Origin of the sequence: Sodalis sp. RH21 (assembly GCF_047324175.1) — a bacterium.
Classification (GTDB): domain Bacteria; phylum Pseudomonadota; class Gammaproteobacteria; order Enterobacterales; family Enterobacteriaceae; genus Acerihabitans.
The window spans coordinates 4,156,604-4,178,730 of sequence record NZ_CP178732.1 but is presented as its reverse complement, the minus strand read 5'-3'; the positions used below and the strand labels follow the sequence as shown (position 1 = coordinate 4,178,730).

The 22,127-nt window shown below is 55.6% G+C and carries 21 protein-coding genes, 2 tRNA genes and 1 other RNA gene; 18 read left to right on the top strand and 6 right to left on the bottom strand.

Annotated elements, in window-relative coordinates; genetic code table 11:
- The first annotated feature begins 91 nt into the window (after positions 1-91).
- The 17 genes from sucC (at position 92) to nadA (ending at position 14,771) form a co-directional block, all read left to right on the top strand.
- Positions 92-1,258, top strand: coding sequence for an ADP-forming succinate--CoA ligase subunit beta (sucC, locus tag ACL2XP_RS19250; RefSeq protein WP_413734676.1), 1,167 nt, complete (start codon positions 92-94; stop codon positions 1,256-1,258).
- On the top strand, positions 1,258-2,127 hold the full coding sequence (sucD, locus tag ACL2XP_RS19245; RefSeq protein WP_413734674.1) for a succinate--CoA ligase subunit alpha: 870 nt from the start codon (positions 1,258-1,260) through the stop codon (positions 2,125-2,127). The genes sucC and sucD overlap by 1 nt, the downstream gene beginning before the upstream one ends.
- A 1,559-nt stretch (positions 2,128-3,686) precedes the next feature.
- Positions 3,687-5,255 (top strand): cytochrome ubiquinol oxidase subunit I, encoded by a 1,569-nt coding sequence (gene cydA / locus ACL2XP_RS19240; protein ID WP_413734672.1) that lies wholly within the window; start codon positions 3,687-3,689, stop codon positions 5,253-5,255.
- Between the two features lie 14 nt (positions 5,256-5,269).
- Positions 5,270-6,409 (top strand): cytochrome d ubiquinol oxidase subunit II, encoded by a 1,140-nt coding sequence (cydB, locus tag ACL2XP_RS19235; RefSeq protein ID WP_413734671.1) that lies wholly within the window; start codon positions 5,270-5,272, stop codon positions 6,407-6,409.
- Positions 6,410-6,424: 15 nt separating this feature from the next.
- On the top strand, positions 6,425-6,553 hold the full coding sequence (gene cydX, locus ACL2XP_RS19230; protein WP_413734670.1) for a cytochrome bd-I oxidase subunit CydX: 129 nt from the start codon (positions 6,425-6,427) through the stop codon (positions 6,551-6,553).
- On the top strand, positions 6,553-6,846 hold the full coding sequence (gene ybgE, locus ACL2XP_RS19225) for a cyd operon protein YbgE (protein ID WP_413739227.1): 294 nt from the start codon (positions 6,553-6,555) through the stop codon (positions 6,844-6,846). Before cydX ends, ybgE begins: the two co-directional genes overlap by 1 nt.
- 235 nt (positions 6,847-7,081) lie before the next feature.
- The gene (gene ybgC / locus ACL2XP_RS19220) at positions 7,082-7,486 is read left to right on the top strand and encodes a tol-pal system-associated acyl-CoA thioesterase (protein WP_413734668.1); all 405 of its coding nucleotides are present in this window, start codon (positions 7,082-7,084) and stop codon (positions 7,484-7,486) included.
- A complete protein-coding gene (tolQ, locus tag ACL2XP_RS19215; protein WP_413734667.1) occupies positions 7,483-8,169 on the top strand; it encodes a Tol-Pal system protein TolQ in 687 nt (228 codons plus the stop codon). The genes ybgC and tolQ overlap by 4 nt, the downstream gene beginning before the upstream one ends.
- 15 nt (positions 8,170-8,184) lie before the next feature.
- A complete protein-coding gene (tolR, locus tag ACL2XP_RS19210) occupies positions 8,185-8,607 on the top strand; it encodes a colicin uptake protein TolR (protein WP_413734666.1) in 423 nt (140 codons plus the stop codon).
- A 54-nt stretch (positions 8,608-8,661) separates the two neighbouring features.
- Positions 8,662-9,996, top strand: coding sequence for a cell envelope integrity protein TolA (gene tolA, locus ACL2XP_RS19205; protein ID WP_413734664.1), 1,335 nt, complete (start codon positions 8,662-8,664; stop codon positions 9,994-9,996).
- Positions 9,997-10,137: 141 nt separating this feature from the next.
- Positions 10,138-11,430: a Tol-Pal system beta propeller repeat protein TolB gene (tolB, locus tag ACL2XP_RS19200; RefSeq protein WP_413734663.1), complete on the top strand. Its 1,293-nt coding sequence runs from the start codon at positions 10,138-10,140 to the stop codon at positions 11,428-11,430.
- 43 nt (positions 11,431-11,473) lie between these two features.
- Positions 11,474-11,992, top strand: a complete 519-nt coding sequence (gene pal / locus ACL2XP_RS19195; protein ID WP_413734662.1) for a peptidoglycan-associated lipoprotein Pal — start codon at positions 11,474-11,476, stop codon at positions 11,990-11,992.
- 9 nt (positions 11,993-12,001) lie between these two features.
- On the top strand, positions 12,002-12,799 hold the full coding sequence (gene cpoB, locus ACL2XP_RS19190; RefSeq protein ID WP_413734661.1) for a cell division protein CpoB: 798 nt from the start codon (positions 12,002-12,004) through the stop codon (positions 12,797-12,799).
- 179 nt (positions 12,800-12,978) lie between these two features.
- Positions 12,979-13,054, top strand: a tRNA-Lys gene (locus ACL2XP_RS19185).
- Positions 13,055-13,087: 33 nt separating this feature from the next.
- Positions 13,088-13,163, top strand: a tRNA-Lys gene (locus ACL2XP_RS19180).
- A 44-nt stretch (positions 13,164-13,207) separates the two neighbouring features.
- Positions 13,208-13,334, top strand: a non-coding RNA gene (locus tag ACL2XP_RS19175) — RtT sRNA.
- A 375-nt stretch (positions 13,335-13,709) separates the two neighbouring features.
- Positions 13,710-14,771 carry a quinolinate synthase NadA gene (nadA, locus tag ACL2XP_RS19170; protein WP_413734660.1) on the top strand — a complete coding sequence of 354 codons (1,062 nt, stop codon included), beginning with the start codon at positions 13,710-13,712 and terminating at the stop codon, positions 14,769-14,771.
- A gap of 76 nt (positions 14,772-14,847) precedes the next feature.
- Here nadA and zitB read toward each other — a convergent pair whose 3' ends face one another.
- A complete protein-coding gene (zitB, locus tag ACL2XP_RS19165; RefSeq protein WP_413734659.1) occupies positions 14,848-15,792 on the bottom strand; it encodes a CDF family zinc transporter ZitB in 945 nt (314 codons plus the stop codon).
- A gap of 283 nt (positions 15,793-16,075) precedes the next feature.
- On the bottom strand, positions 16,076-16,453 hold the full coding sequence (locus ACL2XP_RS19160) for a protein YbgS (protein WP_413734658.1): 378 nt from the start codon (positions 16,451-16,453) through the stop codon (positions 16,076-16,078).
- A 345-nt stretch (positions 16,454-16,798) separates the two neighbouring features.
- Here ACL2XP_RS19160 and aroG point away from each other — a divergent pair, with 345 nt between their 5' ends.
- Positions 16,799-17,878, top strand: coding sequence for a 3-deoxy-7-phosphoheptulonate synthase AroG (aroG, locus tag ACL2XP_RS19155; protein WP_413734657.1), 1,080 nt, complete (start codon positions 16,799-16,801; stop codon positions 17,876-17,878).
- Positions 17,879-17,993: 115 nt separating this feature from the next.
- Here aroG and gpmA read toward each other — a convergent pair whose 3' ends face one another.
- From gpmA to galT, 4 genes are all read right to left on the bottom strand, one after another.
- Complete coding sequence (gene gpmA / locus ACL2XP_RS19150; RefSeq protein ID WP_413734656.1) at positions 17,994-18,746, bottom strand: 2,3-diphosphoglycerate-dependent phosphoglycerate mutase; 753 nt, start codon at positions 18,744-18,746, stop codon at positions 17,994-17,996.
- A 121-nt stretch (positions 18,747-18,867) separates the two neighbouring features.
- Positions 18,868-19,914 carry a galactose-1-epimerase gene (gene galM, locus ACL2XP_RS19145; RefSeq protein WP_413734655.1) on the bottom strand — a complete coding sequence of 349 codons (1,047 nt, stop codon included), beginning with the start codon at positions 19,912-19,914 and terminating at the stop codon, positions 18,868-18,870.
- Positions 19,908-21,071, bottom strand: coding sequence for a galactokinase (gene galK / locus ACL2XP_RS19140; protein WP_413734654.1), 1,164 nt, complete (start codon positions 21,069-21,071; stop codon positions 19,908-19,910). The genes galM and galK overlap by 7 nt, the downstream gene beginning before the upstream one ends.
- Positions 21,068-22,120 (bottom strand): galactose-1-phosphate uridylyltransferase, encoded by a 1,053-nt coding sequence (galT, locus tag ACL2XP_RS19135; protein WP_413734653.1) that lies wholly within the window; start codon positions 22,118-22,120, stop codon positions 21,068-21,070. The genes galK and galT overlap by 4 nt, the downstream gene beginning before the upstream one ends.
- Positions 22,121-22,127 lie beyond the last annotated feature (7 nt).

The following is a 22,127-nucleotide window of genomic DNA, read 5'->3' as shown; positions in this document are numbered from 1 at the left end:
ATGGATACGGCCCGGCGCCGTATCCGGAACCCTTTAATGGTGGCTTTAGCATGCTGCCGTCGACACTCCAGACGAAGATGGAAAGAACATCATGAACTTACATGAATATCAGGCAAAACAGTTATTTGCTCGGTATGGTCTGCCTGCCCCCACGGGCTTTGCATGCACCACGCCACGGGAAGCGGAAGAGTCCGCCTCCAAGATCGGAGCCGGCCCCTGGGTGGTGAAATGCCAGGTCCATGCGGGCGGCCGCGGCAAGTCCGGCGGCGTGAAGGTCGTCAACAGCAAAGAAGAGATTCGCGCCTTTGCCGAGAATTGGCTGGGTAAACGTCTGGTCACCTATCAGACGGACGCCCAGGGTCAGCCGGTGCACCAGATTCTGGTGGAAGCCGCAACCGATATCGATAAAGAGCTTTATCTCGGGGCGGTGGTGGATCGCGGTTCACGGCGGGTGGTATTCATGGCGTCCACCGAGGGCGGCGTGGAAATCGAGAAGGTGGCCGAAGAGACTCCGCATCTGATCCATAAGGTGTCCCTCGATCCGTTGACCGGCCCGCAGCCGTTCCAGGGACGCGAGCTGGCCTTTAAGCTGGGGCTGTCCGGTAAACAGGTCGGGCAGTTCACCAAGATTTTCATGGGATTGGCCACGCTGTTCCTGGAGCGGGATCTGGCGCTGGTGGAGATCAATCCGCTGGTGATCACCAAGGAAGGCAATCTGGTCTGCCTGGACGGCAAGCTGAGCGCCGACGGCAATGCCCTGTTCCGGCAGCCGGAGCTGCGCGAAATGCGCGATAAGAGCCAGGAAGACGCCCGCGAGGCCCAGGCGGCGCAGTGGGAACTGAACTATGTGGCTCTGGACGGCAATATCGGCTGTATGGTTAACGGCGCCGGTTTGGCCATGGGCACCATGGATATCGTGAAGCTGCACGGCGGTTCGCCGGCCAACTTCCTTGACGTGGGCGGCGGCGCGACCAAAGAGCGCGTGACCGAGGCGTTCAAGATTATTTTGTCCGATGAGAATGTTAAAGCGGTATTGGTGAACATTTTCGGCGGTATCGTGCGCTGCGATTTGATTGCCGAAGGTATTATCGGCGCGGTGGAAGAAGTGGGCGTCAGCGTGCCGGTGGTGGTGCGTCTTGAAGGCAATAACGCCGAGCTGGGCGCCAAGACGCTGGCCGATAGCGGTCTGAATATCATTGCCGCCACCAGTTTGACCGACGCGGCTCAACAAGCGGTAGCCGCGGTGGAGGGGAAATAATGTCCATTTTAATCGATAAAAATACCAAAGTGATTTGCCAGGGATTTACCGGCAGCCAGGGGAGTTTCCATTCAGAGCAGGCGCTGGCCTACGGGACGAAGATGGTCGGCGGGGTGACGCCGGGTAAAGGCGGCACCGAGCATTTGGGACTGCCGGTATTTAATACCGTGCGCGAAGCCGTGGAGAAAACCGGCGCCACGGCGTCGGTGATTTATGTTCCCGCGCCGTTTTGCAAAGATTCCATTCTGGAAGCCATCGACGCCGGCATCGAGCTGATTATCTGTATTACCGAAGGTATTCCGACTTTGGATATGCTGGTGGTGAAGGCGAAGCTGGAGCAGAGCAGTTCCAGGATGATCGGTCCTAACTGTCCGGGGGTGATTACCCCCGGCGAGTGCAAGATCGGGATTATGCCGGGCCATATCCATAAGCCGGGGCGCGTGGGGATTGTGTCGCGTTCGGGTACGCTGACCTATGAAGCGGTGAAGCAGACGACGGATACCGGTCTGGGGCAGTCCAGCTGCGTGGGGATCGGCGGCGATCCGATTCCGGGGTCGAATTTTATCGATATTCTGAAGTTGTTCGAGCAAGATCCGCAGACCGAGGCGATTGTGATGATCGGGGAGATCGGCGGCAGCGCGGAAGAAGAGGCCGCGGCGTATATCAAGGATCATGTGACCAAGCCGGTGGTGGGGTATATCGCCGGCGTTACGGCGCCGAAAGGTAAGCGTATGGGGCACGCCGGGGCGATTATCGCCGGCGGCAAGGGGACGGCGGATGAGAAGTTTGCCGCTCTGGAGGCCGCGGGGGTGAAGACCGTGCGCAGTTTGGCGGATATCGGCGAGGCGCTGAAGACGCTGCTGAAGTAGGTGTTGTTGCGTGGGCTCGTTGCTGATTCCGGCGATAGCGGGCCTAGCATGCCAAGGGGCGTTCGGACGGCCAGGAGATGGCCGCCTCAACCCCTAAGGCATGCTCTCCCTTTAACATGTCTCGATGCTGGCTTTGGTGATTGCGGGCCTAGCATGCCAAGGGGTGTTCGGACGGCCAGGAGATGGCCGCCTCAACCGCTACGGCATGCTCTCCCTTTAACATGTCTCGATGCTGGGGTGATTGCGGGCCTAGCATGCCAAGGGGCGTTCGGACGGCCAGGAGATGGCCGCCTCAACCCCTACGGCATGCTCTCCCTTTAACATGTCTCGATGCTGGCTTTGGTGATTGCGGGCCTAGCATGCCAAGGGGCGTTCGGACGGCCAGGAGATGGCCGCCTCAACCGCTACGGCATGCTCTCCCTTTAACATGTCTCGATGCTGGGGTGATTGCGGGCCTAGCATGCCGAGGCATCACCGCTACGGCATGCCCTCCTTTTAACATGTCGCGATGCTGATTCTGGTGATAGCGGGCCTAGCATGCCAAGGGGCGTTCGGACGGCCAGGAGATGGCCGCCTCAACCCCTACGGCATGCTCTCCCTTTAACATGTCTCGATGCTGATTCTGGTGATAGCGGGCCTAGCATGCCAAGGGGCGTTCGGACGGCCAGGAGATGGCCGCCTCAACCCCTACGGCATGCCCTCCTTTTAACATGTCGCGATGCTGATTCTGGCGATAGCGGGCCTAGCATGCCGAGGCATCACCGCTACGGCATGCTCTCCCTTTAACATGTCTCGATGCTGGCTTTGGTGATTGCGGGCCTAGCATGCCGAGGCATTACCGCTACGGCATGCTTTCCCTTTAACAGAGCTAGGATTCTGCGTCTGTTTGCTGGCGTACTGTTCGTTTGAGGTGGTTCCCGGATGGGGAGGAGGTGGCGGGGCGTGCGTTTTTATTAATGCTTGATCCACATTTATTTCAAATAAAAACCATAATTGTAAGCGGGCGCTCGGATTATCGGTGGCGGTGATAAAATAATTGCGCTGTAACAAATTAAAAATACTTTCAGCGGGTGTTTTTCTTTTAAGATAATTTAGCGATCTTATTAATTACACTTTTTTAACATCAAGCCTTTTTTGAAATAAATAAATAATATTTTTTAACATGGCGTGATAAAAATTGCGCTAAATCAATGATTATTTGTAGCGTTTTATGTTCAAATTAGCGTAACTTGCGCTAGCGCAATTTTATGATTAATGCATGTTACGGGCTGTTTTGATCGAGATGTCATTTCACTACCGGCGTCACGAAAAAAGGTATTTATCCTGAGTAAGTTGAGGGGTACTATGTGAACTGTTTTATTCAGATAGTGCTGTTTCATTAAAATCCGCCTTCGATTTTCCGCGTCAGCGCCCTGGCGTTGGTGGTTTGCGGTGCGGCCGAAGGCCAGGAACAATTATAAACTCTTTATTATTCACCGCGGGTTGTTGCGTAGCTTCGTGACATCGAAGCGCCAGATTACCGCACGTGGGAGCCATCTCGCGAGGAGCAAGGAGTCAACATGTTTGATGTCGTCGAACTGTCACGGTTACAGTTTGCCCTAACTGCGATGTACCATTTTCTGTTTGTTCCATTAACCCTGGGACTGGCTTTTTTATTAGCCATCATGGAAACGGTGTACGTTCTTTCCGGCAAGCAAGTTTATAAAGATATGACTAAATTCTGGGGCAAGTTGTTTGGTATAAACTTTGCCCTGGGCGTGGCCACCGGTCTGACCATGGAGTTCCAGTTCGGGACCAACTGGTCTTATTTCTCTCATTACGTCGGCGACATTTTCGGTGCCCCCCTGGCCATCGAAGGATTAATGGCTTTCTTTTTGGAGTCTACCTTTGTCGGCCTGTTTTTCTTCGGGTGGGATCGCCTGAGTAAAACGCAGCATTTGACGGTAACCTGGATGGTGGCCTTAGGCTCCAACCTCTCCGCGCTGTGGATATTGGTGGCCAATGGCTGGATGCAAAACCCCATCGCGTCGGATTTCAATTATGAAACCATGCGCATGGAAATGGTGAGCTTCGCCGATCTGGTGCTTAACCCGGTTGCCCAGGTGAAATTCGTGCATACCGTGGCCGCGGGTTACTGTACCGGCGCGATGTTTGTGCTCGGCATCAGTTCTTATTATCTGCTTAAGGGGCGGGATATCGCGTTTGCCCGGCGTTCGTATGCCATTGCGGCGGCGTTCGGCATGGCGGCGGTGTTATCCGTTATCGTGCTGGGCGATGAATCCGGTTATGAAATGGGCGACGTGCAGAAGACCAAGCTGGCGGCGATAGAAGCGGAGTGGGATACGCAGCCGGCCCCGGCTTCGTTTACCCTGTTTGGCATTCCCAACCAGGCGACGCAGCGCAATAATTTCTCCATTCAGATTCCTTTTGCCCTCGGTATCATCGCGACCCGTTCGACGGATCGCCAGGTGACCGGCATTAAGGATTTGATGACCCAGCACCAGATTCGTATCCGCAACGGCATGAAAGCCTATGAATTGTTGCAGCAGTTGCGCAGCGGCCATGCCGATGCGGCGGTGCGCAGCCAGTTCAACGAGGTCAAGCAGGATTTGGGTTACGGGCTGCTGTTGAAGCGTTATACCGAGGACGTGCCGAACGCCACGGAAGACCAGATTCAGCGCGCCACCAATGATTCCATCCCGCGCGTGGCGCCGCTGTACTTCTCTTTCCGCATCATGGTGCTTGGCGGCGTGCTGATGCTGATTATCATCACCCTGTCGTTCTGGAGCGTGGTGCGTAACCGCATCGGGCAGAAACGCTGGCTGCACCGCGCGGCGCTGTACGGCATTCCCATTCCCTGGATTGCGATTGAAGCCGGGTGGTTCGTGGCGGAGTATGGCCGCCAACCCTGGGCCATCGGTGAAATCTTGCCTACGGCGGTGGCCAATTCTTCGCTGACCGCGGGGGATATCCTGTTCTCCATGGGCTTAATCTGCGGGCTTTATACCCTGTTCCTGGTGGCGGAAATGTATTTGATGTTCAAATACGCGCGCCTGGGGCCGAGCAGCCTGAAAACCGGCCGTTATCATTTTGAACAGCCGACGCTCGCCATGCAGAAAGCACATTAACAGGAGACTGAGCCATGTTTGATTACGAAGTGTTACGCTTGATCTGGTGGGTGTTGATCGGGGTCCTGCTGATAGGTTTTGCGGTTACCGATGGTTTTGATATGGGGGTCGGCATGCTGGTGCGCATTCTCGGGCGCACCGATACCGAGCGCCGCGTGATGATCAACACCATCGCCCCTCATTGGGAAGGTAACCAGGTGTGGCTGGTAACCGCGGGGGGCGCCCTGTTCGCCGCCTGGCCGATGGTGTATGCCGCCGCGTTCTCCGGCTTTTATATCGCCATGATCCTGGTGCTGGCATCGCTGTTTTTCCGTCCGGTGGGTTTTGATTATCGGTCTAAAATCGAAGATCCGCGCTGGCGCGGCATGTGGGACTGGGGCATTTTTATCGGCAGCTTCGTGCCGCCGGTAGTGATTGGCGTCGCCTTCGGCAATTTATTGCAAGGCGTGCCATTCCATGTGGATGAATACCTGCGGCTGTTTTATACCGGTACGTTTTTCCAATTGCTGAACCCGTTCGGGTTGCTGGCCGGTATTGTCAGCCTGTCCATGTTTTTATCCATGGGCGGCACGTATCTGCAAATGCGCACCAGCGGCGATTTGCTGGTGCGGGTGCGTACCGTGACGCAAATCAGCAGCCTGGTTACCCTGGTGACCTTCCTGCTGGGCGGCATTTGGGTGGTTAACGGTATCGACGGCTTTACCATTACCTCGGTTATCGATATGAATGCCGTATCCAACCCGCTGAATAAAACGGTGGCGCATCAGGCCGGCGCCTGGCTGGCTAACTATCACAGCTATCCGGCGATCTGGGCCATTCCCGCCTTGGGCGTGGTGTTGCCGCTGTTGACCATCCTTTGTTCACGGCTTGGCAAAGGCGCCTGGGCATTTGTCTTCTCTTCGCTGACCGTCGCCTGCGTCATCCTGACGGCGGGGATCACGCTGTTCCCGTTCATCATGCCGTCCACGACGATGCCCGAGGCCAGCCTGACCGTGTGGGATGCGACGTCGAGCCTGCTGACCTTGAAAGTCATGACTATCGTTGCCGTGATTTTTGTGCCGATTGTGTTGCTCTATACCATTTGGTGTTATTACAAGATGTATGGCCGCATCACCAAAGAGCACATTGAACAAAACTCGCATTCGCTGTACTGATTAAGGAGCTGGAAAATGTGGTATTTTGCCTGGATTCTCGGAACGCTTCTTGCCTGTGCCTTTGGGATTATTACCGCCCTGGCGCTGGAACATCATGAAGACAGCAGAATAGACGGTCAAAGCGTTGAGAATGACCTGAAGTGATTGCGTCATTAACCGATAGGCTCTATCGCCTCACCGACAAGGGCCCGCTGCGGGCCCTTTCGCTGGTGATGGCGCTGGTGCTCGCCGGGTGCGTGTTCTGGATGCCGGCGCGTTTCGCCTCGGCCACCAGTTCGCTGTCCGCCTGGCATAACCTGCTGATCGTCTGGGCCGTGTGCGCGGGGGTGATTCACGGGGTCGGTTTCCATCCGCGCCGTTGGGGTTGGCGGTTGTTCTTCCTGCCGCTGGCGGCGATGATACTGCTGGCGATTGCCTTGATCTATTCCTTCCAATAGCCGGCGGGTTGATCCGCCTGGCGGGCATTAATCAGGCATTTATTCTGTTAGCATGCTATTTCGATAGCATGCTTTTCATTAGCACTCCGGTAGGTTCATTAACATGCCGCGGGTTTTTTACCGTGATCGACCGCGTATTGTCATAATTATTTTCATTCACTACCGGTAATTCATTTCAAACGCGGCAGGTCTTGCGTATAGTAAGCACCGTTGTTTTGCGTTGCTGGGATGTACAGTGAGTAATACGTTATTCCGATGGCCGGTACGAGTCTATTATGAAGATACAGACGCCGGGGGTGTGGTTTTTCACGCACGCTATGTGGTTTTTTATGAAAGAGCACGTACCGAAATGCTGCGCCAGCATAACTTCCATCAGCAAGCCTTGCTAAGCGAGAACATCGCTTTTGTGGTAAGGCGCATCACGGTGGACTATCTCGCCTCAGCGCGTCTGGACGATTTGCTGCAAGTAGAAAGTGAAATCGTTTCAATGCGCGGTGCCTCTCTGACTTTTGCGCAACGCATCCTGAACGCTGAAGGGCAACTTCTCAGCCAGGCGGATGTTTTGATAGCCTGTATTGATCCACACCAAATGAAGCCTATCGCGCTTCCTAAGTCTATTGTCGCGGAGTTCAAGCAGTGACTGACATGAACATTTTTGATCTGTTCCTGAAAGCTAGCTTTCTGGTTAAACTGATCATGTTGATTTTGATGTGCTTTTCCATTGCATCCTGGGCGATTATCATCCAGCGCACCCGTATTTTAAACACGGCCACCCGCGAGGCGGAAGCCTTTGAGGATAAATTCTGGTCCGGTATTGAACTGTCCCGCCTGTATCAGGAAAGCCAGACCCGCCGGGACACCCTGACGGGGTCCGAGCAGATTTTCTATTCCGGTTTTAAAGAGTTCGCCCGGTTGCACCGCGCCAACAGCCATGCGCCGGAAGCGGTGGTGGAAGGCGCTTCGCGCGCCATGCGCATTTCCATGAACCGCGAGCTGGAAGCGCTTGAAACGCATATCCCTTTTCTGGGAACCGTGGGTTCCATCAGTCCATATATCGGCCTGTTCGGGACGGTATGGGGTATCATGCATGCCTTCATCGGGCTGGGCGCGGTAAAGCAGGCGACCCTGCAAATGGTGGCCCCCGGTATCGCCGAAGCGCTGATCGCCACCGCCATCGGCCTGTTTGCCGCCATCCCCGCGGTTATGGCTTATAACCGGCTGAGCCAGCGGGTGAACAAGCTGGACCAGAATTACGACAACTTTACCGAAGAGTTCATCGCCATCCTGCATCGCCAGGCCTTCGCCAGCGATAGCGCTAAGTAAGAAGGAGGGGAGAACATGGCCCGGAGACGTGGTCGAAATCAAATTAAGTCAGAGATTAACATCGTTCCCTTGCTCGACGTTTTACTGGTACTGGTGTTAATTTTCATGGCGACGGCGCCCATCATTACCCAGAGCGTCGAGGTGGACCTGCCTGACGCGACCGATTCGAAGGCGGTCAGTACCGATGATAATCCGCCCGTGATCGTTGAAGTGTCGGGTGTGGGCCAGTACAGTCTGGTGGTGGATCATAACCGTATGGAACAGTTGCCGTCAGAGCAGGTGGTCGCCGAGGCGCGCACGCGCATTACGGCCAATCCTAAAACGATATTTCTGATCGGCGGCGCGAAAGATGTGCCCTATGATGAGATTATCAAGGCGCTGAATTTGCTGCATCAGGCCGGCGTCAAGTCGGTGGGCCTGATGACGCAGCCTATTTAATGGCATGCTGATTATGCGCGCTCTATCTGGCAAACCTGTTTTTGGGAATCGATTGTGGTAAAGGCAACCGAACAGAACGACAAGCTCAAACGTGCCATTATTATTTCGATTGTTCTGCATATTCTCCTGGTCGGCTTGCTGGTCTGGAGTTCTTACACGCAGAATCTCGAATCGAGTGGCGGCGGAGGCGGCGGCTCGTCCATCGACGCTGTAATGGTCGATCCCGGTGCCGTGGTACAGCAATATAATCGTCAACAGCAGCAGCAGACGGACGCCCAGCGTGCATCGCAGCTGCGTGAAAAGCAGGCGCAGCAGCAGGCGGAAGAGCTACAGCAAAAGCAGGCCGCCGAGCAGCAGCGCCTGAAAGAACTGGAAAAAGATCGGCTGGCGGCGCAGGAAGCGGCGCAGCAGCAAAAAGAACAGCAAAAAGCGCAGCAGGCCGAGCAGCAGAAAGAAGCCGCGGAAGCCGCGAAGCAGGCGGCTGAGCAAAAGCAGCAGGCCGAAGCCGCCACTGCCCAGGCCAAGGAACAGCAGAAACAGGCTGAAGCCGCCGCGGCAACCGCCAAGGCCGAAGCCGCGCAGCAGGCCAAAGCCGCCGCCGAAGCGAAAAAACAGGCCGAAGCCGAGGCCAGCAAACAGGCCGCCGCCGCGGCCGCGGCTAAAAAACAGGCGGATGCCGCGGCCCAGGCTCAGGCCCAGGCCAAAGCGGACCAGGCGGCCAAGGCTAAAGCGGTAGAAGACGCCAAGAAAGAAGCCGCGGCGCAAGCGGCCAGCGCTAAAGCCGAGGCCGCCAAGGCCGCCGCGGCCGAAAAAGCCGAAGCCGCCAAAGCCGAAGCGGCTAAAGAAAAAGCCGCCGCCGCCGCCCAGGCTAAAGCCGATCAGGCCGCCGAAGCCAAGGCCGCCGCGGCCGCTGAAGCCAAAGCCGCTGCGGCGGCAGCCAAAAAAGCCGCCGGGGATGCGAAAAAAGCCGCGGCCGCCGCAGCCGCCAAGCAGTCCAGCGAAGTGGATGATTTGCTCGGCGGATTAACCGATTCGAAAAACGCGCCTAAGGCCGGCGGCGGGCCAAGCGGAGCCAGTAAACCTAAAGGTACCGGCACCAGCAAGGAGAGCGGGGCGTCGGGAGCGGATATCAATAGCTATGGACAACAGGTGAAAGCGGCGATCATGCAGCACTTTTATAGCGATCCCGCGTTTAACGGCAAAACCTGCGTGTTAAGAATGAAACTGGCACCGGACGGCATGTTGATTTCGGTGGCGGAAGAGGGCGGTGATGAAGCCCTTTGTAAAGCGGCGGTTTCAGCGGCTAAGCTGGCGAAAATACCTAAACCGCCCAGCCAGGCGGTCTATGAAGTCTTTAAAAACGCGCCAATTGATTTTAAACCGCAATAAATGGTAAAGAAGTCAAAATTTAACGGTAGATGTTTAAGATTTAGACTATGTTGTCTACTTGTGATTTATGGTTTTGTTTAAGTGGTTTAGTTAAAATTCTGCTAATTTATCGGGGCGTATCGCCTCGGTATGGGAGATGAAATGAAGCAGGCATTTCGAGTAGCGCTAGGTATATTACTATTATGGGCATCCGTGCTGCATGCGGAAGTGCGAATTGAGATCACGCAGGGGGTAGATTCGGCTCGTCCGATTGGCGTGGTCCCGTTTAAATGGGCAGGTCCGGGCGCGGCGCCGGCAGAGGTTGGCGGTATCGTGGCGGCGGATTTACGCAACAGCGGTAAATTCAATCCTCTCGACGTTTCGCGGCTGCCCCAGCAGCCGACCACCGCGGCCGAAGTCACGCCGGCGGCATGGACCGCGCTGGGCATCGACGCAGTGGTGATTGGGCAGGTTCAGCCCAGCGCCGACGGCGGTTATGTGGTTTCCTACCAATTGGTGGACACCTCCGGCAATCCGGGCTCTATCCTGGCGCAGAACCAATTTAAAGTGACCAAGCAGTGGTTGCGCTATGCCGCGCATACCGCCAGCGACGAAACCTTTGAAAAATTGACCGGGATCAAGGGCGCGTTCCGCACCCGCATAGCTTATGTGGTGCAAACCAATGGCGGGCAGTATCCTTATGAGGTCCGCGTAGCGGATTACGACGGGTTCAATCAGTTTGTGGTCCATCGTTCGCCTCAGCCGCTGATGTCTCCGGCCTGGTCTCCTGACGGCAGCAAACTGGCCTACGTGACCTTTGAAAGCGGCCGTTCCGCCCTGGTGGTGCAAACCCTGGCCACCAGCAGCATCCGGCAGATTGCCAGCTTCCCGCAGCATAACGGCGCGCCGGCATTCTCTCCCGACGGTTCTAAACTGGCGTTCGCCCTGTCGAAGTCCGGCAGCTTGAATCTGTATGTCATGAATTTGGGCTCCGGCCAGATCACGCAGGTGACCAACGGTCGCAGCAATAACACGGAACCCACCTGGTTCCCAGATAGCCAGACGCTGGCTTATACCTCGGATCAGGGCGGTCGTCCGCAAGTCTACAAAATTGGAATTAATGGCGGTAGTCCGCAGCGCCTGACCTGGGAAGGTTCCCAGAATCAGGATGCGGACGTGAGCGCGGACGGGAAATTCCTGGTCATGGTCAGCAGCAACGGCGGCGCTCAACATATCGCAAAACAAGATCTGGCAACGGGAGCCGTGCAAGTATTATCGGCCACGTTCCTGGATGAGACGCCAAGCATCGCGCCCAATGGCACCATGGTTATCTACAGCTCTACACAAGGGATGGGGTCCGTGCTACAACTGGTTTCGATTGATGGGCGTTTCAAAGCGCGTCTTCCGGCGACTGATGGACAGGTCAAATTTCCTGCCTGGTCTCCGTATCTGTGATGCATGTGTAAATATGTATGGCAAACTATAAAAGGAAAATGAGATGCAACTGAACAAAGTGCTAAAAGGGCTGATGTTGGCTGTGCCGGTACTGGCTATCGCCGCGTGTAGTTCCCACAAAAGCGCGAACAATGGTGCTGATTCGGCCATGGGCGCTGGCACTAATGGTATGGACAGTGCCAATAGCGGCAATGCGTCCTCCGAAGAACAGGCTCGTCTGCAGATGCAAGAGCTGCAAAGGAACAATATCGTCTACTTTGATCTTGATAAGTACGACATCCGTTCTGATTTTGCTCAAATGCTGGACGCGCATGCTAACTTCCTGCGCAGCAATCCGTCTTATAAAGTGACCATTGAAGGTCATGCGGATGAACGCGGTACGCCGGAATACAACATCGCCCTGGGCGAACGTCGCGCCAGCGCCGTGAAGATGTATCTTCAGGGTAAAGGCGTAACTGCCGATCAGATCTCTATCGTATCTTACGGTAAAGAAAAACCGGCCGTACTGGGACATGACGAATCGGCTTACGCCAAGAACCGTCGTGCCGTACTGGTATACTAAGAGAATTGCATGAGCGGTAACTTCAGACATTATTTGCTAAGTCTGTCGTTGCTGGTTGGCGTAGCGGCCCCCTGGGCCGCTACCGCCCAAGCGCCAATCAGTAATGTAGGCTCAGGCTCGGTGGAAGACCGGGTCACTCAACTTGAGCGTATCTCCAATGCTCACGGCCAGCTATTAACCCAACTTCAGCAACAGCTTTCCGACTCCCAGCGCGATATCGATTCTTTACGGGGTCAAATCCAGGAAAATCAGTATCAACTCTCGCAGGTGGTTGAACGCCAGAAACAAATCTACCAGCAAATGGACAGCCTGAGCAGCGGCAAAGGCGGCCAGGATGCGGCTTCAACGGGCGCTGGCGCCGACAATGCCAGTCCTGCACCCAATGGTGATGCTCCCCAAGCGGCGGCGGCTCCGTCGGTCGGCGCCAGCACGGGTGATGCCAATACCGATTACAACGCGGCGGTAGCCCTGGTACTGGAGAAAAAACAGTACGATGAGGGTATCACGGCATTTCAGAACTTTATAAAACGCTATCCTGATTCAACCTACCAGCCGAATGCGAATTACTGGCTCGGTCAGTTGAATTACAACAAGGGTAAAAAAGACGACGCGGCTTACTATTTTGCCCTGGTCGTCAAAAATTATCCGAAATCGCCGAAAAGCTCCGAAGCACTGTTTAAAGTTGGGGTAATCATGCAGGAAAAAGGCCAAACCGACAAAGCTAAGGCCGTTTACCAGCAGGTGATCAAACTTTATCCAAATACCGATTCTGCCAAACAAGCGCAAAAACGATTGGCCAGTCTTTAAACCATTTGGGTCTAAACGAGGTTTAATTCGCCGGATTTAGGCCTGAGTGCTCGAAGATCAAGCAGTTGAACGCTATTGTGGGAAATTTAGGTTGCGCAGAATAATTTAGTTAGTAATATATGCCGCCGTTGCCAAGGGAAAGCGTTTTACCCGCGGTAACAGCAAAATTACGGATATCGGGGTCGTTAGCTCAGTTGGTAGAGCAGTTGACTTTTAATCAATTGGTCGCAGGTTCGAATCCTGCACGACCCACCAATTATCCGCTACAAACGCAGTATCCCCTGTTATGGGTCGTTAGCTCAGTTGGTAGAGCAGTTGACTTTTAATCAATTGGTCGCAGGTTCGAATCCTGCACGACCCACCACTTTCAAAGATATTCATCCTTTAACATTCTAATACAAAACTCACAGAAATCGCTTGTCGTGCCGGATTTGAACCTGCGCAGGTTCGAGTCGAGCTTTGCGAGACAGCGTTGCCGTACGGCAACGACCCGCAGGGCGAGGCCAACGGCCGAGTCATCCTGCACGACCCACCACTTTCAAAGATATTCATCCTTTAACATTCTAATACAAAACTCACGGAAACCGCTTGTCGTGCCGGATTTGAACCTGCTTAAAATTCGATCGGCATCTCTTTATCGCACTTATCGAGTAGTACCGCGGGCCAAAATCATCTAAAGTTTCGCCCTGATTCATCCCTTATTGCTGTCAACCCGCCCAAAAGTAATCCCAGCTAAACAAAAAAACGTAAAATAACAAAAATAAGGCGACTTTTCCCTTAAAATTGATTATTTTGTTTAGTATATAAAACAAGCAGGCCGCAAAGACTACCCGGCTCTCCAGCACGTAGCCCAAGCGCGGAACCCAGGTGACGGAACAACCGTTACTGAACTAAAGTGAAGAGACTAGCTATGAGCGAACTCCTGGACGTCAATGCGGCGATTTACCCTTTTCCTCCCAAGCCCCGCGCCCTGGGTGCGGATGAAAAGCAGTTTTACCATGAAAAAATCAAACGCCTGCTAAAACAGCGCAACGCGGTCATGGTCGCCCACTACTACACCGACCCGGAAATCCAGGCCCTGGCCGAAGCCACCGGCGGCTGCGTCGCCGACTCCCTGGAAATGGCCCGCTTCGGCAGCACCCACCCCGCAACCACCTTATTGGTCGCCGGCGTACGGTTCATGGGCGAAACCGCAAAAATCCTCAGTCCCGAAAAAACCGTACTGATGCCTACCCTCAAAGCGGAATGCTCCCTCGATCTCGGTTGCCCGGTAGATGAATTCAGCGCCTTCTGCGATGCCCACCCGGATCGTACCGTGGTGGTGTATGCCAATACTTCGGCGGCGGTCAAAGCCCGCGCGGACTGGGTCGTAACCTCCAGCATCGCCGTCGAACTCATCGAGCACCTTGACAGCCTAGGCGAAAAAATCATCTGGGCGCCGGATCGCCACCTGGGACGCTATGTCCAACAGCAAACCGGCGCGGACATCCTGTGCTGGCAAAGCGCCTGCATCGTTCATGACGAATTCAAAACCCAGGCGCTCCTGCGCATGAAACGGCTCTACCCCCACGCGGCGATCCTGGTCCATCCCGAATCCCCGCAGGCCATCGTCGATCTGGCCGATGCGGTGGGCTCCACCAGCCAACTAATCCAGGCGGCCAGAACCCTGCCCCAGCAGCAAATGATTGTCGCCACCGATCGCGGCATCTTCTATAAAATGCAGCAGGCCTGCCCCGACAAAACCCTGCTTGAAGCGCCCACCGCCGGAGAAGGCGCCACCTGCCGCAGCTGCGCCCACTGCCCTTGGATGGCCATGAACGGCCTTAAAGCGGTCGCTGACGGCCTCGAACACGGCGGACAGACCCACGAGGTGCTGGTTGCCGATGAACTCCGCCACAAGGCCCTTATCCCCCTGAACCGCATGCTGGCCTTTGCCGCCGAACTCAAACTCCGCGTCACCGGCAACGCCTGACCCCGCGCCCACCCGGCGGCGCGGCAAGCCCGCGATCCGCCGGGTCCCAACGAGCGGTACTCGACCAGCCCCACCTTCAATGATGATGATGCGCGTGCGCCAGTTCGCTACTGCCCTCGGTAATACCGCAATCATCCTGCGGACACTGCTGATACTCCATCTGCACCGTCACATGACCGATCTGATAATGATCCAATAAATAATCCTGGATCTGGTGCAGCAGCGCATCATGGTCATAAGGCGGCACCACCTGCGCATGCAGCGTCATCACCGGCCTCTCCCCTATCAGCCAAATATGCACATGATGCACATTACGCACTTCGGGAATATTCAGCGACAACTCGCGCTTCAATTTATCGATATCGATCTGGCTGGGCGTCCCCTCCAGCAATTCATGCAAACTCTCGCGCAACAACCGCCAGCCGCTGCGCAGCACCAGGCAAGACACCAAAATCGATAAAATCGGATCGATTGGCATCCAGCCGGTCATCATAATTACCACCGCCGCCGCGATGGCGCCCACCGACCCCAGCAAATCCCCCAGCACATGCAGCGCCGCGGCCCGCAAATTAATATTTTTCTCGCCTTCGCCGCCGTGCAACAGCCAGAAAGAAAGCAAATTGGCCACCAACCCGGCGACGGCAATCACCATCATCGTCCAACCCTGGATAGGATGCGGCTGATAAAAACGGCGAATCGCCTCCCACACAATCAGCAGGGTAATCACCAACAAGGCCAGGGCATTCAAAAAGGCCGCCAGGGTCGTCAGCCGCAGATAACCGAAGGTGTGCCGGCTATTGGGTTTGCGCTGCGCGAAACGCACCGCCATCAGCGCCATCAGCAACGCGGCCGCATCGGTCAGCATATGGCCCGCATCGGCCAGCAAGGCCAGCGAACCCGACATTACGCCGCCGACCACTTCCACCGCCATAAATACGGCCGTCACCACAAATGCCGCCATCAGGCGCTTGTTATTGCTATTTTCCGTCGCGCCATGCGCATGGGCAGGTGTCGATGCCATAAAATATCCCGTCATTGATTGAATCAATCTGCCTCGATAATACCGGAGAAAGGGGGCGGTTGCCGTAGGAATTTATCGGGGTATTATAGAGCAGGCGCCGCGGCAACCGGCGCATGAGGACAATTAGCCGCCGGTCCTATAAAAAAAGAAATCAGGCCGAAGCCTGATTATCATGGTTAGCCTAAATGTGTTTAAGCCGTCGCTTTAAAAAACGTGGTGCAACTTGCAGCGATTAAACTGATGTATGAATATATGCCCGCAATGGCACTCATACACCTAAATATTAATTCGTGGTACCGTCGGTTTTAGTAGCTTCGGTATTGGTGGTGCCAGTACCGGTTTCCACTTTGGAATTGGTATCAGGGCAGCGTCCATCTTTACACATGGTATTTTTATGGACTTCGGATGCGTTCAGATCGGCTTTTTCATCGGTGCTGCCGGTCTTGGACGTATCGGTACCGCCAGTGTTGATTTGGCTGTTGCTTACGCCATTAGGCGCAGCATTTTCTTTGGAACCGGCGCTGCCAGATTGATTTTCCTGGCCGTTATTGGAATCATTGGCCGCAGCGGAGTTGCTGGCCGCTAAAGCCGCACCGCTGCCAAAGGTCATAACTGCGGTAATAAAAAGCATTGCCATTTTCTTGGTAGTGTTGGTTTGCATATTATTATCCCTCTTTCGTGCCAGGGGTGGATATCAAGCCCGCATTTATACATTTTCAGCGAACGTAAAACCTCTGTAAGGCCCGTGGGATGGCCTCGCAAGGAAGTGTTATGACAATTAATTTAGGAAGATAACTTCCCGATATCTTTGCCTTAACATTGTTTAAGCATAGTCAATAATCGGCAGTTATCAAATTTGCAGCTGATTTAAGCGTCAAAGCTTGAAAAGTACATTTACAGCGTGATTTTAGCCGGCTAGATTAAACGGCGCATTTCATGGCGTTACAGACATATTTTATTGACCTTCCAGATTAGCGCAGCAGCGTGGAGAGAAAACAGACCGACTATGAATTACCTCAACGACGATTTAAGAATTAAAGACATCAAAGAGCTGCTGCCGCCAGTGGCATTGCTGGAGAAATTCCCGGCCACCGACCGCGCCGCCAGGACGGTCTCGGCCGCGCGCTCCGCCATCCACAAAATCCTCAAGGGCAGCGACGATCGCCTGCTGGTGGTGATCGGGCCCTGCTCCATCCATGATACCGAAGCGGCAAAAGAGTACGCCGCGCGCTTGCTGGAGCTACGTAACCAGTGGCAGGGCGAACTGGAAATCGTCATGCGGGTTTATTTTGAAAAACCGCGCACCACGGTAGGTTGGAAAGGGCTGATCAACGATCCGTTGATGGATAACAGCTTCCAGATCAACGAAGGCCTGCGCATCGCCCGCAAACTCCTGCTGGAGATCAACGATACCGGTTTGCCGGCGGCCGGGGAGTTCCTTGATATGATCACCCCGCAATATGTCGCCGATCTCATGAGCTGGGGGGCCATCGGCGCCCGGACCACGGAATCGCAGGTGCATCGCGAACTGGCGTCGGGGCTCTCTTGCCCGGTCGGCTTTAAAAACGGTACCGATGGTACGATCAAGGTCGCCATCGACGCCATCAATGCCGCGGGCGCACCCCATTGCTTCCTGTCGGTGACCAAATGGGGCCATTCCGCCATTGTGAACACCAGCGGTAATGGCGATTGCCATATTATCCTGCGCGGCGGCCGGGAGCCCAACTACAGCGCCCACCACGTTAATGCGGTAAAAGTGGGGTTAGCCAAAGCCAACCTGCCGGCCCAGGTGATGATCGATTTCAGCCATGCCAACAGCAGCAAGCAATTTAAAAAGCAGATGGACGTCGCCCAGGACGTTTGCACGCAATTGGCCAGCGGTGAAACGGGCATTATCGGCGTTATGGTGGAAAGCCATCTGGTGGAAGGCAGCCAGAGCCTGGAAAGCGGCGCGGCGCTGGTGTACGGCAAAAGTATTACCGATGCCTGCATAGGCTGGGAAGATACCGAAACCCTGTTAAGCCAACTGGCGCAGGCGGTGCGCGCCCGACGTAGCCTTAGTCCGCAGGCCGTCGTTCCGGCGTGATGAAACCCGCCTGTCCGAAGACGCGGTGTGATTAGCTGGGACGGATGGGCGGATAAAGCGGGGCAGGCATGGGAACGAGATTGCCCCGCCCGGTCAGGCGGCGGGGCGAACGGGCTTACTTCGCTTTACCCTGGTTGGCTACCGCAGCGGCCTTGGCGGCGATTTCTTCCGCGTTACCCAGATAGTAATGCTTGGTCGGTTTCATATTTTCATCGAACTCATATACCAGCGGCACGCCGGTAGGGATGTTCAGTTCAAGGATTTCGTCTTCGCTCATATTATCGAGGAATTTAACCAATGCCCGGATGGAGTTGCCGTGGGCGGCGATAATGACGCGCTCGCCTTTTTTCATGCGCGGTAAAATAGTCTCATTCCAGTAAGGAGTGACGCGTTCGATGGTCAGCGCCAGGCTTTCGGTGGTCGGCAATTCTTCGGCGGTCAGGCTGGCATAACGCGCGTCATGGCCGGGAAAACGTTCGTCATCGCGAGTCAGTTCCGGCGGGGTCACGGCAAAACCGCGGCGCCACTGCTTAACCTGTTCGTCACCGTATTTTTCAGCGGTTTCGGCTTTATTCAAACCCTGCAGCGCGCCGTAGTGGCGCTCGTTCAGGCGCCAGGATTTTTCCACCGGCAGCCAGGCTTGATCCAACTCATCCAGGATATTCCACAAGGTATGGATAGCGCGTTTTAAAACGGAGGTGTAAGCAAAGTCAAAGATAAAGCCTTCTTCTTTCAGCTGCTTTCCCGCTTGCTTCGCTTCAGTACGGCCTTTGTCGGACAGATCGACGTCCGTCCAGCCGGTGAAACGATTTTCATTGTTCCACTGGCTTTCACCGTGTCGTACCAGAACCAGTTTCGTTACAGCCATCGCTTGACTCCTTAAAGTCTAAAGATTTTTATGAAAACTATTATCATTATATTGCCTGGCCGGGCAGGGCGGCAACCGCATAAGGTCAAACAGTGCGAAATAAATGGTTTTGCACAATATTTTATAGCGCGATTAGCTGGTAACGGGTTTGTGAATGATAGGTTTCCCCGGGCTGCAACCAGCAATCAGGCTGCGGCCATTCGGGATGATTCGGGCTATCCGGCAAAAACTCGCTTTCCAGCGCCACGCCGCTGTAATTCTGATAATCCCCGCCCTGGCGCGCCGGCGTGCCGGCCAGGAAATTACCGGTATACAACTGCAGGGCCGGGGCGGTGGTGAACACTTTCAGCAAGACCTGTCCGTCCGCCGACCACAGCTGCGCGGCGGGACTGTCGCCGTTCTGGCAGGCCGGATAGAGCAGGAACGCGTGATCGTATCCCTTCATGCGCTGTTGATCGCGATCGCCCAGAAAATCCTTGGCGATGGTTTTCGGCTGGCGGAAATCCATGCCGGTATTTTCCACGTCCGCCAGCGGCGCGCAGGGGATGCCTTCGCTATCCACCGGCAAATATTGCGCGGCGTAAAGTTGCAGGGTTTGCTTGCGCACGTCGCTATTGGCCCCGTCCAGATGAAAATAGGCGTGATTGGTCAAATTGACCGGACAAGACCGGTCCACCGTGGCGGTATAGTCGATGACCACCTGCTGGTCTTCGGTCACCGTATAACCGACTTCGGCCACCAGATTGCCGGGAAAACCCTGATCGCCGTCGGCGGAATGCAGCCGGAAGCGCGCCGTGGTCAGCGTATGTTCAATGCATTCCCAGCGCCGGGCGTTAAAACCCTCGGGGCCGCCGTGCAGCTGATGGGCGCCCTGATTGGCGCTGAGCGCCCAGGTCTGGCCGGCGCGGGACAGCGCAGAATTGGCGATGCGGTTGGCGTAGCGGCCTACCGTGGCGCCCAAATAGGCGTCCTGGGTAGGATATTCCGCCGGCGAGGGGCAGCCCAGCAGCACCTCGCGCTTGTTGCCGGAAGCCAGGGGAAACTGGCAGGACAGCCAGGTGGCGCCCCAGTCCATCAGGGTAATTTGCATACCCTGTTCGGTTCCCAGGGTCACGCACTGGAAGGGCTTGCCGTCGGGGGCAATACCGGATTCATACTCTTTTAGCATATCGCTGTTCCTTCTGACGCGTGACACACATAGAACGTCTCTTTAATGCCGGTTTGCTGGTGATACCGGCTGGCCACCGCCGCGCGCACCGCATCCACCCGATCGGTCGGCATCAGGGCCACCACGCAGCCGCCGAAACCGCCGCCGGTCATACGCACGCCGCCGTCATCGCCGATGGCTTCTTTCACAATCTCCACCAGCGTATCAATCGGCGGGACGGTGATCTCAAAATCATCACGCATCGAAGCGTGGGACTCGGCCATCAGAATGCCCATCCGGGTTAAATCGCCCGCCGCCAGGGCGTCGGCCGCGGCCAGCGTCCGGGCGTTTTCGGTCAGCACGTGGCGTACGCGTTTGGCGACCACCGGATCAAGGTCCTTTTCCACCGCTTTGAACTGGCTAAGCTCCACATCCCGCAGCTTGTCGGCGGTAAAAAAGCGCGCGCCGGTTTCGCACTGTTCGCGCCGGGCGTTATACTCGCTATCCACCAGTCCGCGTTTAACGTTGGAGTTGATAATCACCACCGCCACGTTATCCGGCATGGGTACCGCGCGTGTGCCCAACGTCCGGCAGTCGATTAATAAGGCATGGTTATCTTTGCCCAAGGCGGAAATCAGCTGATCCATAATACCGCAGTTACAGCCGACAAACTGATTTTCGGCTTCCTGGCCATTCAGCGCCAGGGCCACATTGTCCAGGGACAAGTGATAAAGGGTTTGAATCGCCTTGCCCACCGCGACTTCCAGCGACGCCGACGAGCTTAAGCCCGCGCCTTGGGGAACATTGCCGCTCAGCACCAAATCGGCGCCGCCGAAACCCGGATCGCGCTGTTGCAGATGCTTTACCACTCCGCGCACATAGTTAGACCATTGCTGGGTTTCATGAGACAAAATTGGCTCATCCAGCGAAAAAATATCTTGCTCGCCGTCACAATCCACGGCAATCACCCGGATTTGGCGATCGTCGCGCTTGGCGCAGCTGACCACCGTTTCATAATCTATGGCGCAGGGCAGCACAAAACCATCATTATAGTCGGTATGCTCGCCAATCAGGTTGACGCGTCCGGGGGCTTTCACGGTCAGGGCCGCATCGTAACCAAAAGATTGGCGAAATACAGATTCAGTCTTGTTTTTCAAGCTGGCAGGGTTACTGGTCATAGTGACGCTCCGGATTCCCGAAAGTGAATATCGCTAACCGCGCGCAGGCGGTCGCTGGCTTGTTCAGCGGTCAGATCGCGCTGGGTTTCCGCCAGCATTTCATAACCGACCATAAATTTTCGCACCGTGGCCGAACGCAGCAGCGGCGGATAGAAATGGGCATGCAGCTGCCAATGGCTATTATCCCGATCGATAAACGGCGCGCCGTGCCACCCCATGGAATAAGGGAAAGAGCAGTTAAACAGATTGTCATAACGGCTGGTAAGCTTTTTGATCGCCACGGCCAGATCGGCGCTTTGGGCTGCATTGAGATTGTCCAGGCGCAGCACATGGGCTTTGGGCAGCAGCAGCGTTTCAAACGGCCAGGCCGCCCAATAGGGCACCACCGCCAGCCAATGTTCCGTTTCCACCACCGTGCGGCCGCCGTCGGCCAATTCCAGGCGCAGATAATCCATCAGCAGCGGCGCATCATGCTCTTGCAGATACTCCCGCTGTAAACGATCTTCCCGCTCGGCCTCATTGGGCAAAAAGCTATTGGCCCAGATTTGGCCATGGGGATGGGGATTGGAGCAGCCCATGGCCGCGCCTTTATTCTCAAACACCTGCACCCAGGGGTAGGTTTTACCCAAATCGGCGCTTTGCTCCCGCCAGGTTTTGACAATGGCTTCCAATGCCGGCAGGGACAGTTCCGGCAAGGTTTTGCTGTGATCCGGGGAAAAACAGATCACCCGGCTGGTGCCGCGCGCGCTTTCACAGCGCATTAATGGATTGGCGCTTGGCGTGGCGTCCGGGGTGTCCGTCATCAGGGCGGCAAAATCGTTGGTAAAAACGTACGTGGTTTGGTAATCGGGATTCTTGTCGCCGGAGACCCGGGTATTGCCGGGACAAAGAAAACAAGCCGGATCGTGTTTGGGCAACGTCAGGGCCGAAGGCGTCTCCTGCTGGCCCTGCCATGGGCGCTTGGCGCGGTGGGGCGATACCAAAACCCACTGTCCGCTTAGCGGATTGTACCGGCGATGGGGATGATCGACGGGATTGAACTGCTGCATACTTTCT

Bases quoted from the DNA above. Each gene is read 5' to 3' on its own strand.
- sucC (WP_413734676.1), top strand. From the start codon at position 92: ATGAACTTACATGAATATCAGGCAAAACAGTTATTTGCTCGGTATGGT.
- sucD (WP_413734674.1), top strand. From the start codon at position 1,258: ATGTCCATTTTAATCGATAAAAATACCAAAGTGATTTGCCAGGGATTT.
- cydA (WP_413734672.1), top strand. From the start codon at position 3,687: ATGTTTGATGTCGTCGAACTGTCACGGTTACAGTTTGCCCTAACTGCG.
- cydB (WP_413734671.1), top strand. From the start codon at position 5,270: ATGTTTGATTACGAAGTGTTACGCTTGATCTGGTGGGTGTTGATCGGG.
- cydX (WP_413734670.1), top strand. From the start codon at position 6,425: ATGTGGTATTTTGCCTGGATTCTCGGAACGCTTCTTGCCTGTGCCTTT.
- tolR (WP_413734666.1), top strand. From the start codon at position 8,185: ATGGCCCGGAGACGTGGTCGAAATCAAATTAAGTCAGAGATTAACATC.
- tolB (WP_413734663.1), top strand. From the start codon at position 10,138: ATGAAGCAGGCATTTCGAGTAGCGCTAGGTATATTACTATTATGGGCA.
- pal (WP_413734662.1), top strand. From the start codon at position 11,474: ATGCAACTGAACAAAGTGCTAAAAGGGCTGATGTTGGCTGTGCCGGTA.
- cpoB (WP_413734661.1), top strand. From the start codon at position 12,002: ATGAGCGGTAACTTCAGACATTATTTGCTAAGTCTGTCGTTGCTGGTT.
- nadA (WP_413734660.1), top strand. From the start codon at position 13,710: ATGAGCGAACTCCTGGACGTCAATGCGGCGATTTACCCTTTTCCTCCC.
- zitB (WP_413734659.1), bottom strand. From the start codon at position 15,792: ATGGCATCGACACCTGCCCATGCGCATGGCGCGACGGAAAATAGCAAT.
- ACL2XP_RS19160 (WP_413734658.1), bottom strand. From the start codon at position 16,453: ATGCAAACCAACACTACCAAGAAAATGGCAATGCTTTTTATTACCGCA.
- aroG (WP_413734657.1), top strand. From the start codon at position 16,799: ATGAATTACCTCAACGACGATTTAAGAATTAAAGACATCAAAGAGCTG.
- gpmA (WP_413734656.1), bottom strand. From the start codon at position 18,746: ATGGCTGTAACGAAACTGGTTCTGGTACGACACGGTGAAAGCCAGTGG.
- galM (WP_413734655.1), bottom strand. From the start codon at position 19,914: ATGCTAAAAGAGTATGAATCCGGTATTGCCCCCGACGGCAAGCCCTTC.
- galK (WP_413734654.1), bottom strand. From the start codon at position 21,071: ATGACCAGTAACCCTGCCAGCTTGAAAAACAAGACTGAATCTGTATTT.
- galT (WP_413734653.1), bottom strand. From the start codon at position 22,120: ATGCAGCAGTTCAATCCCGTCGATCATCCCCATCGCCGGTACAATCCG.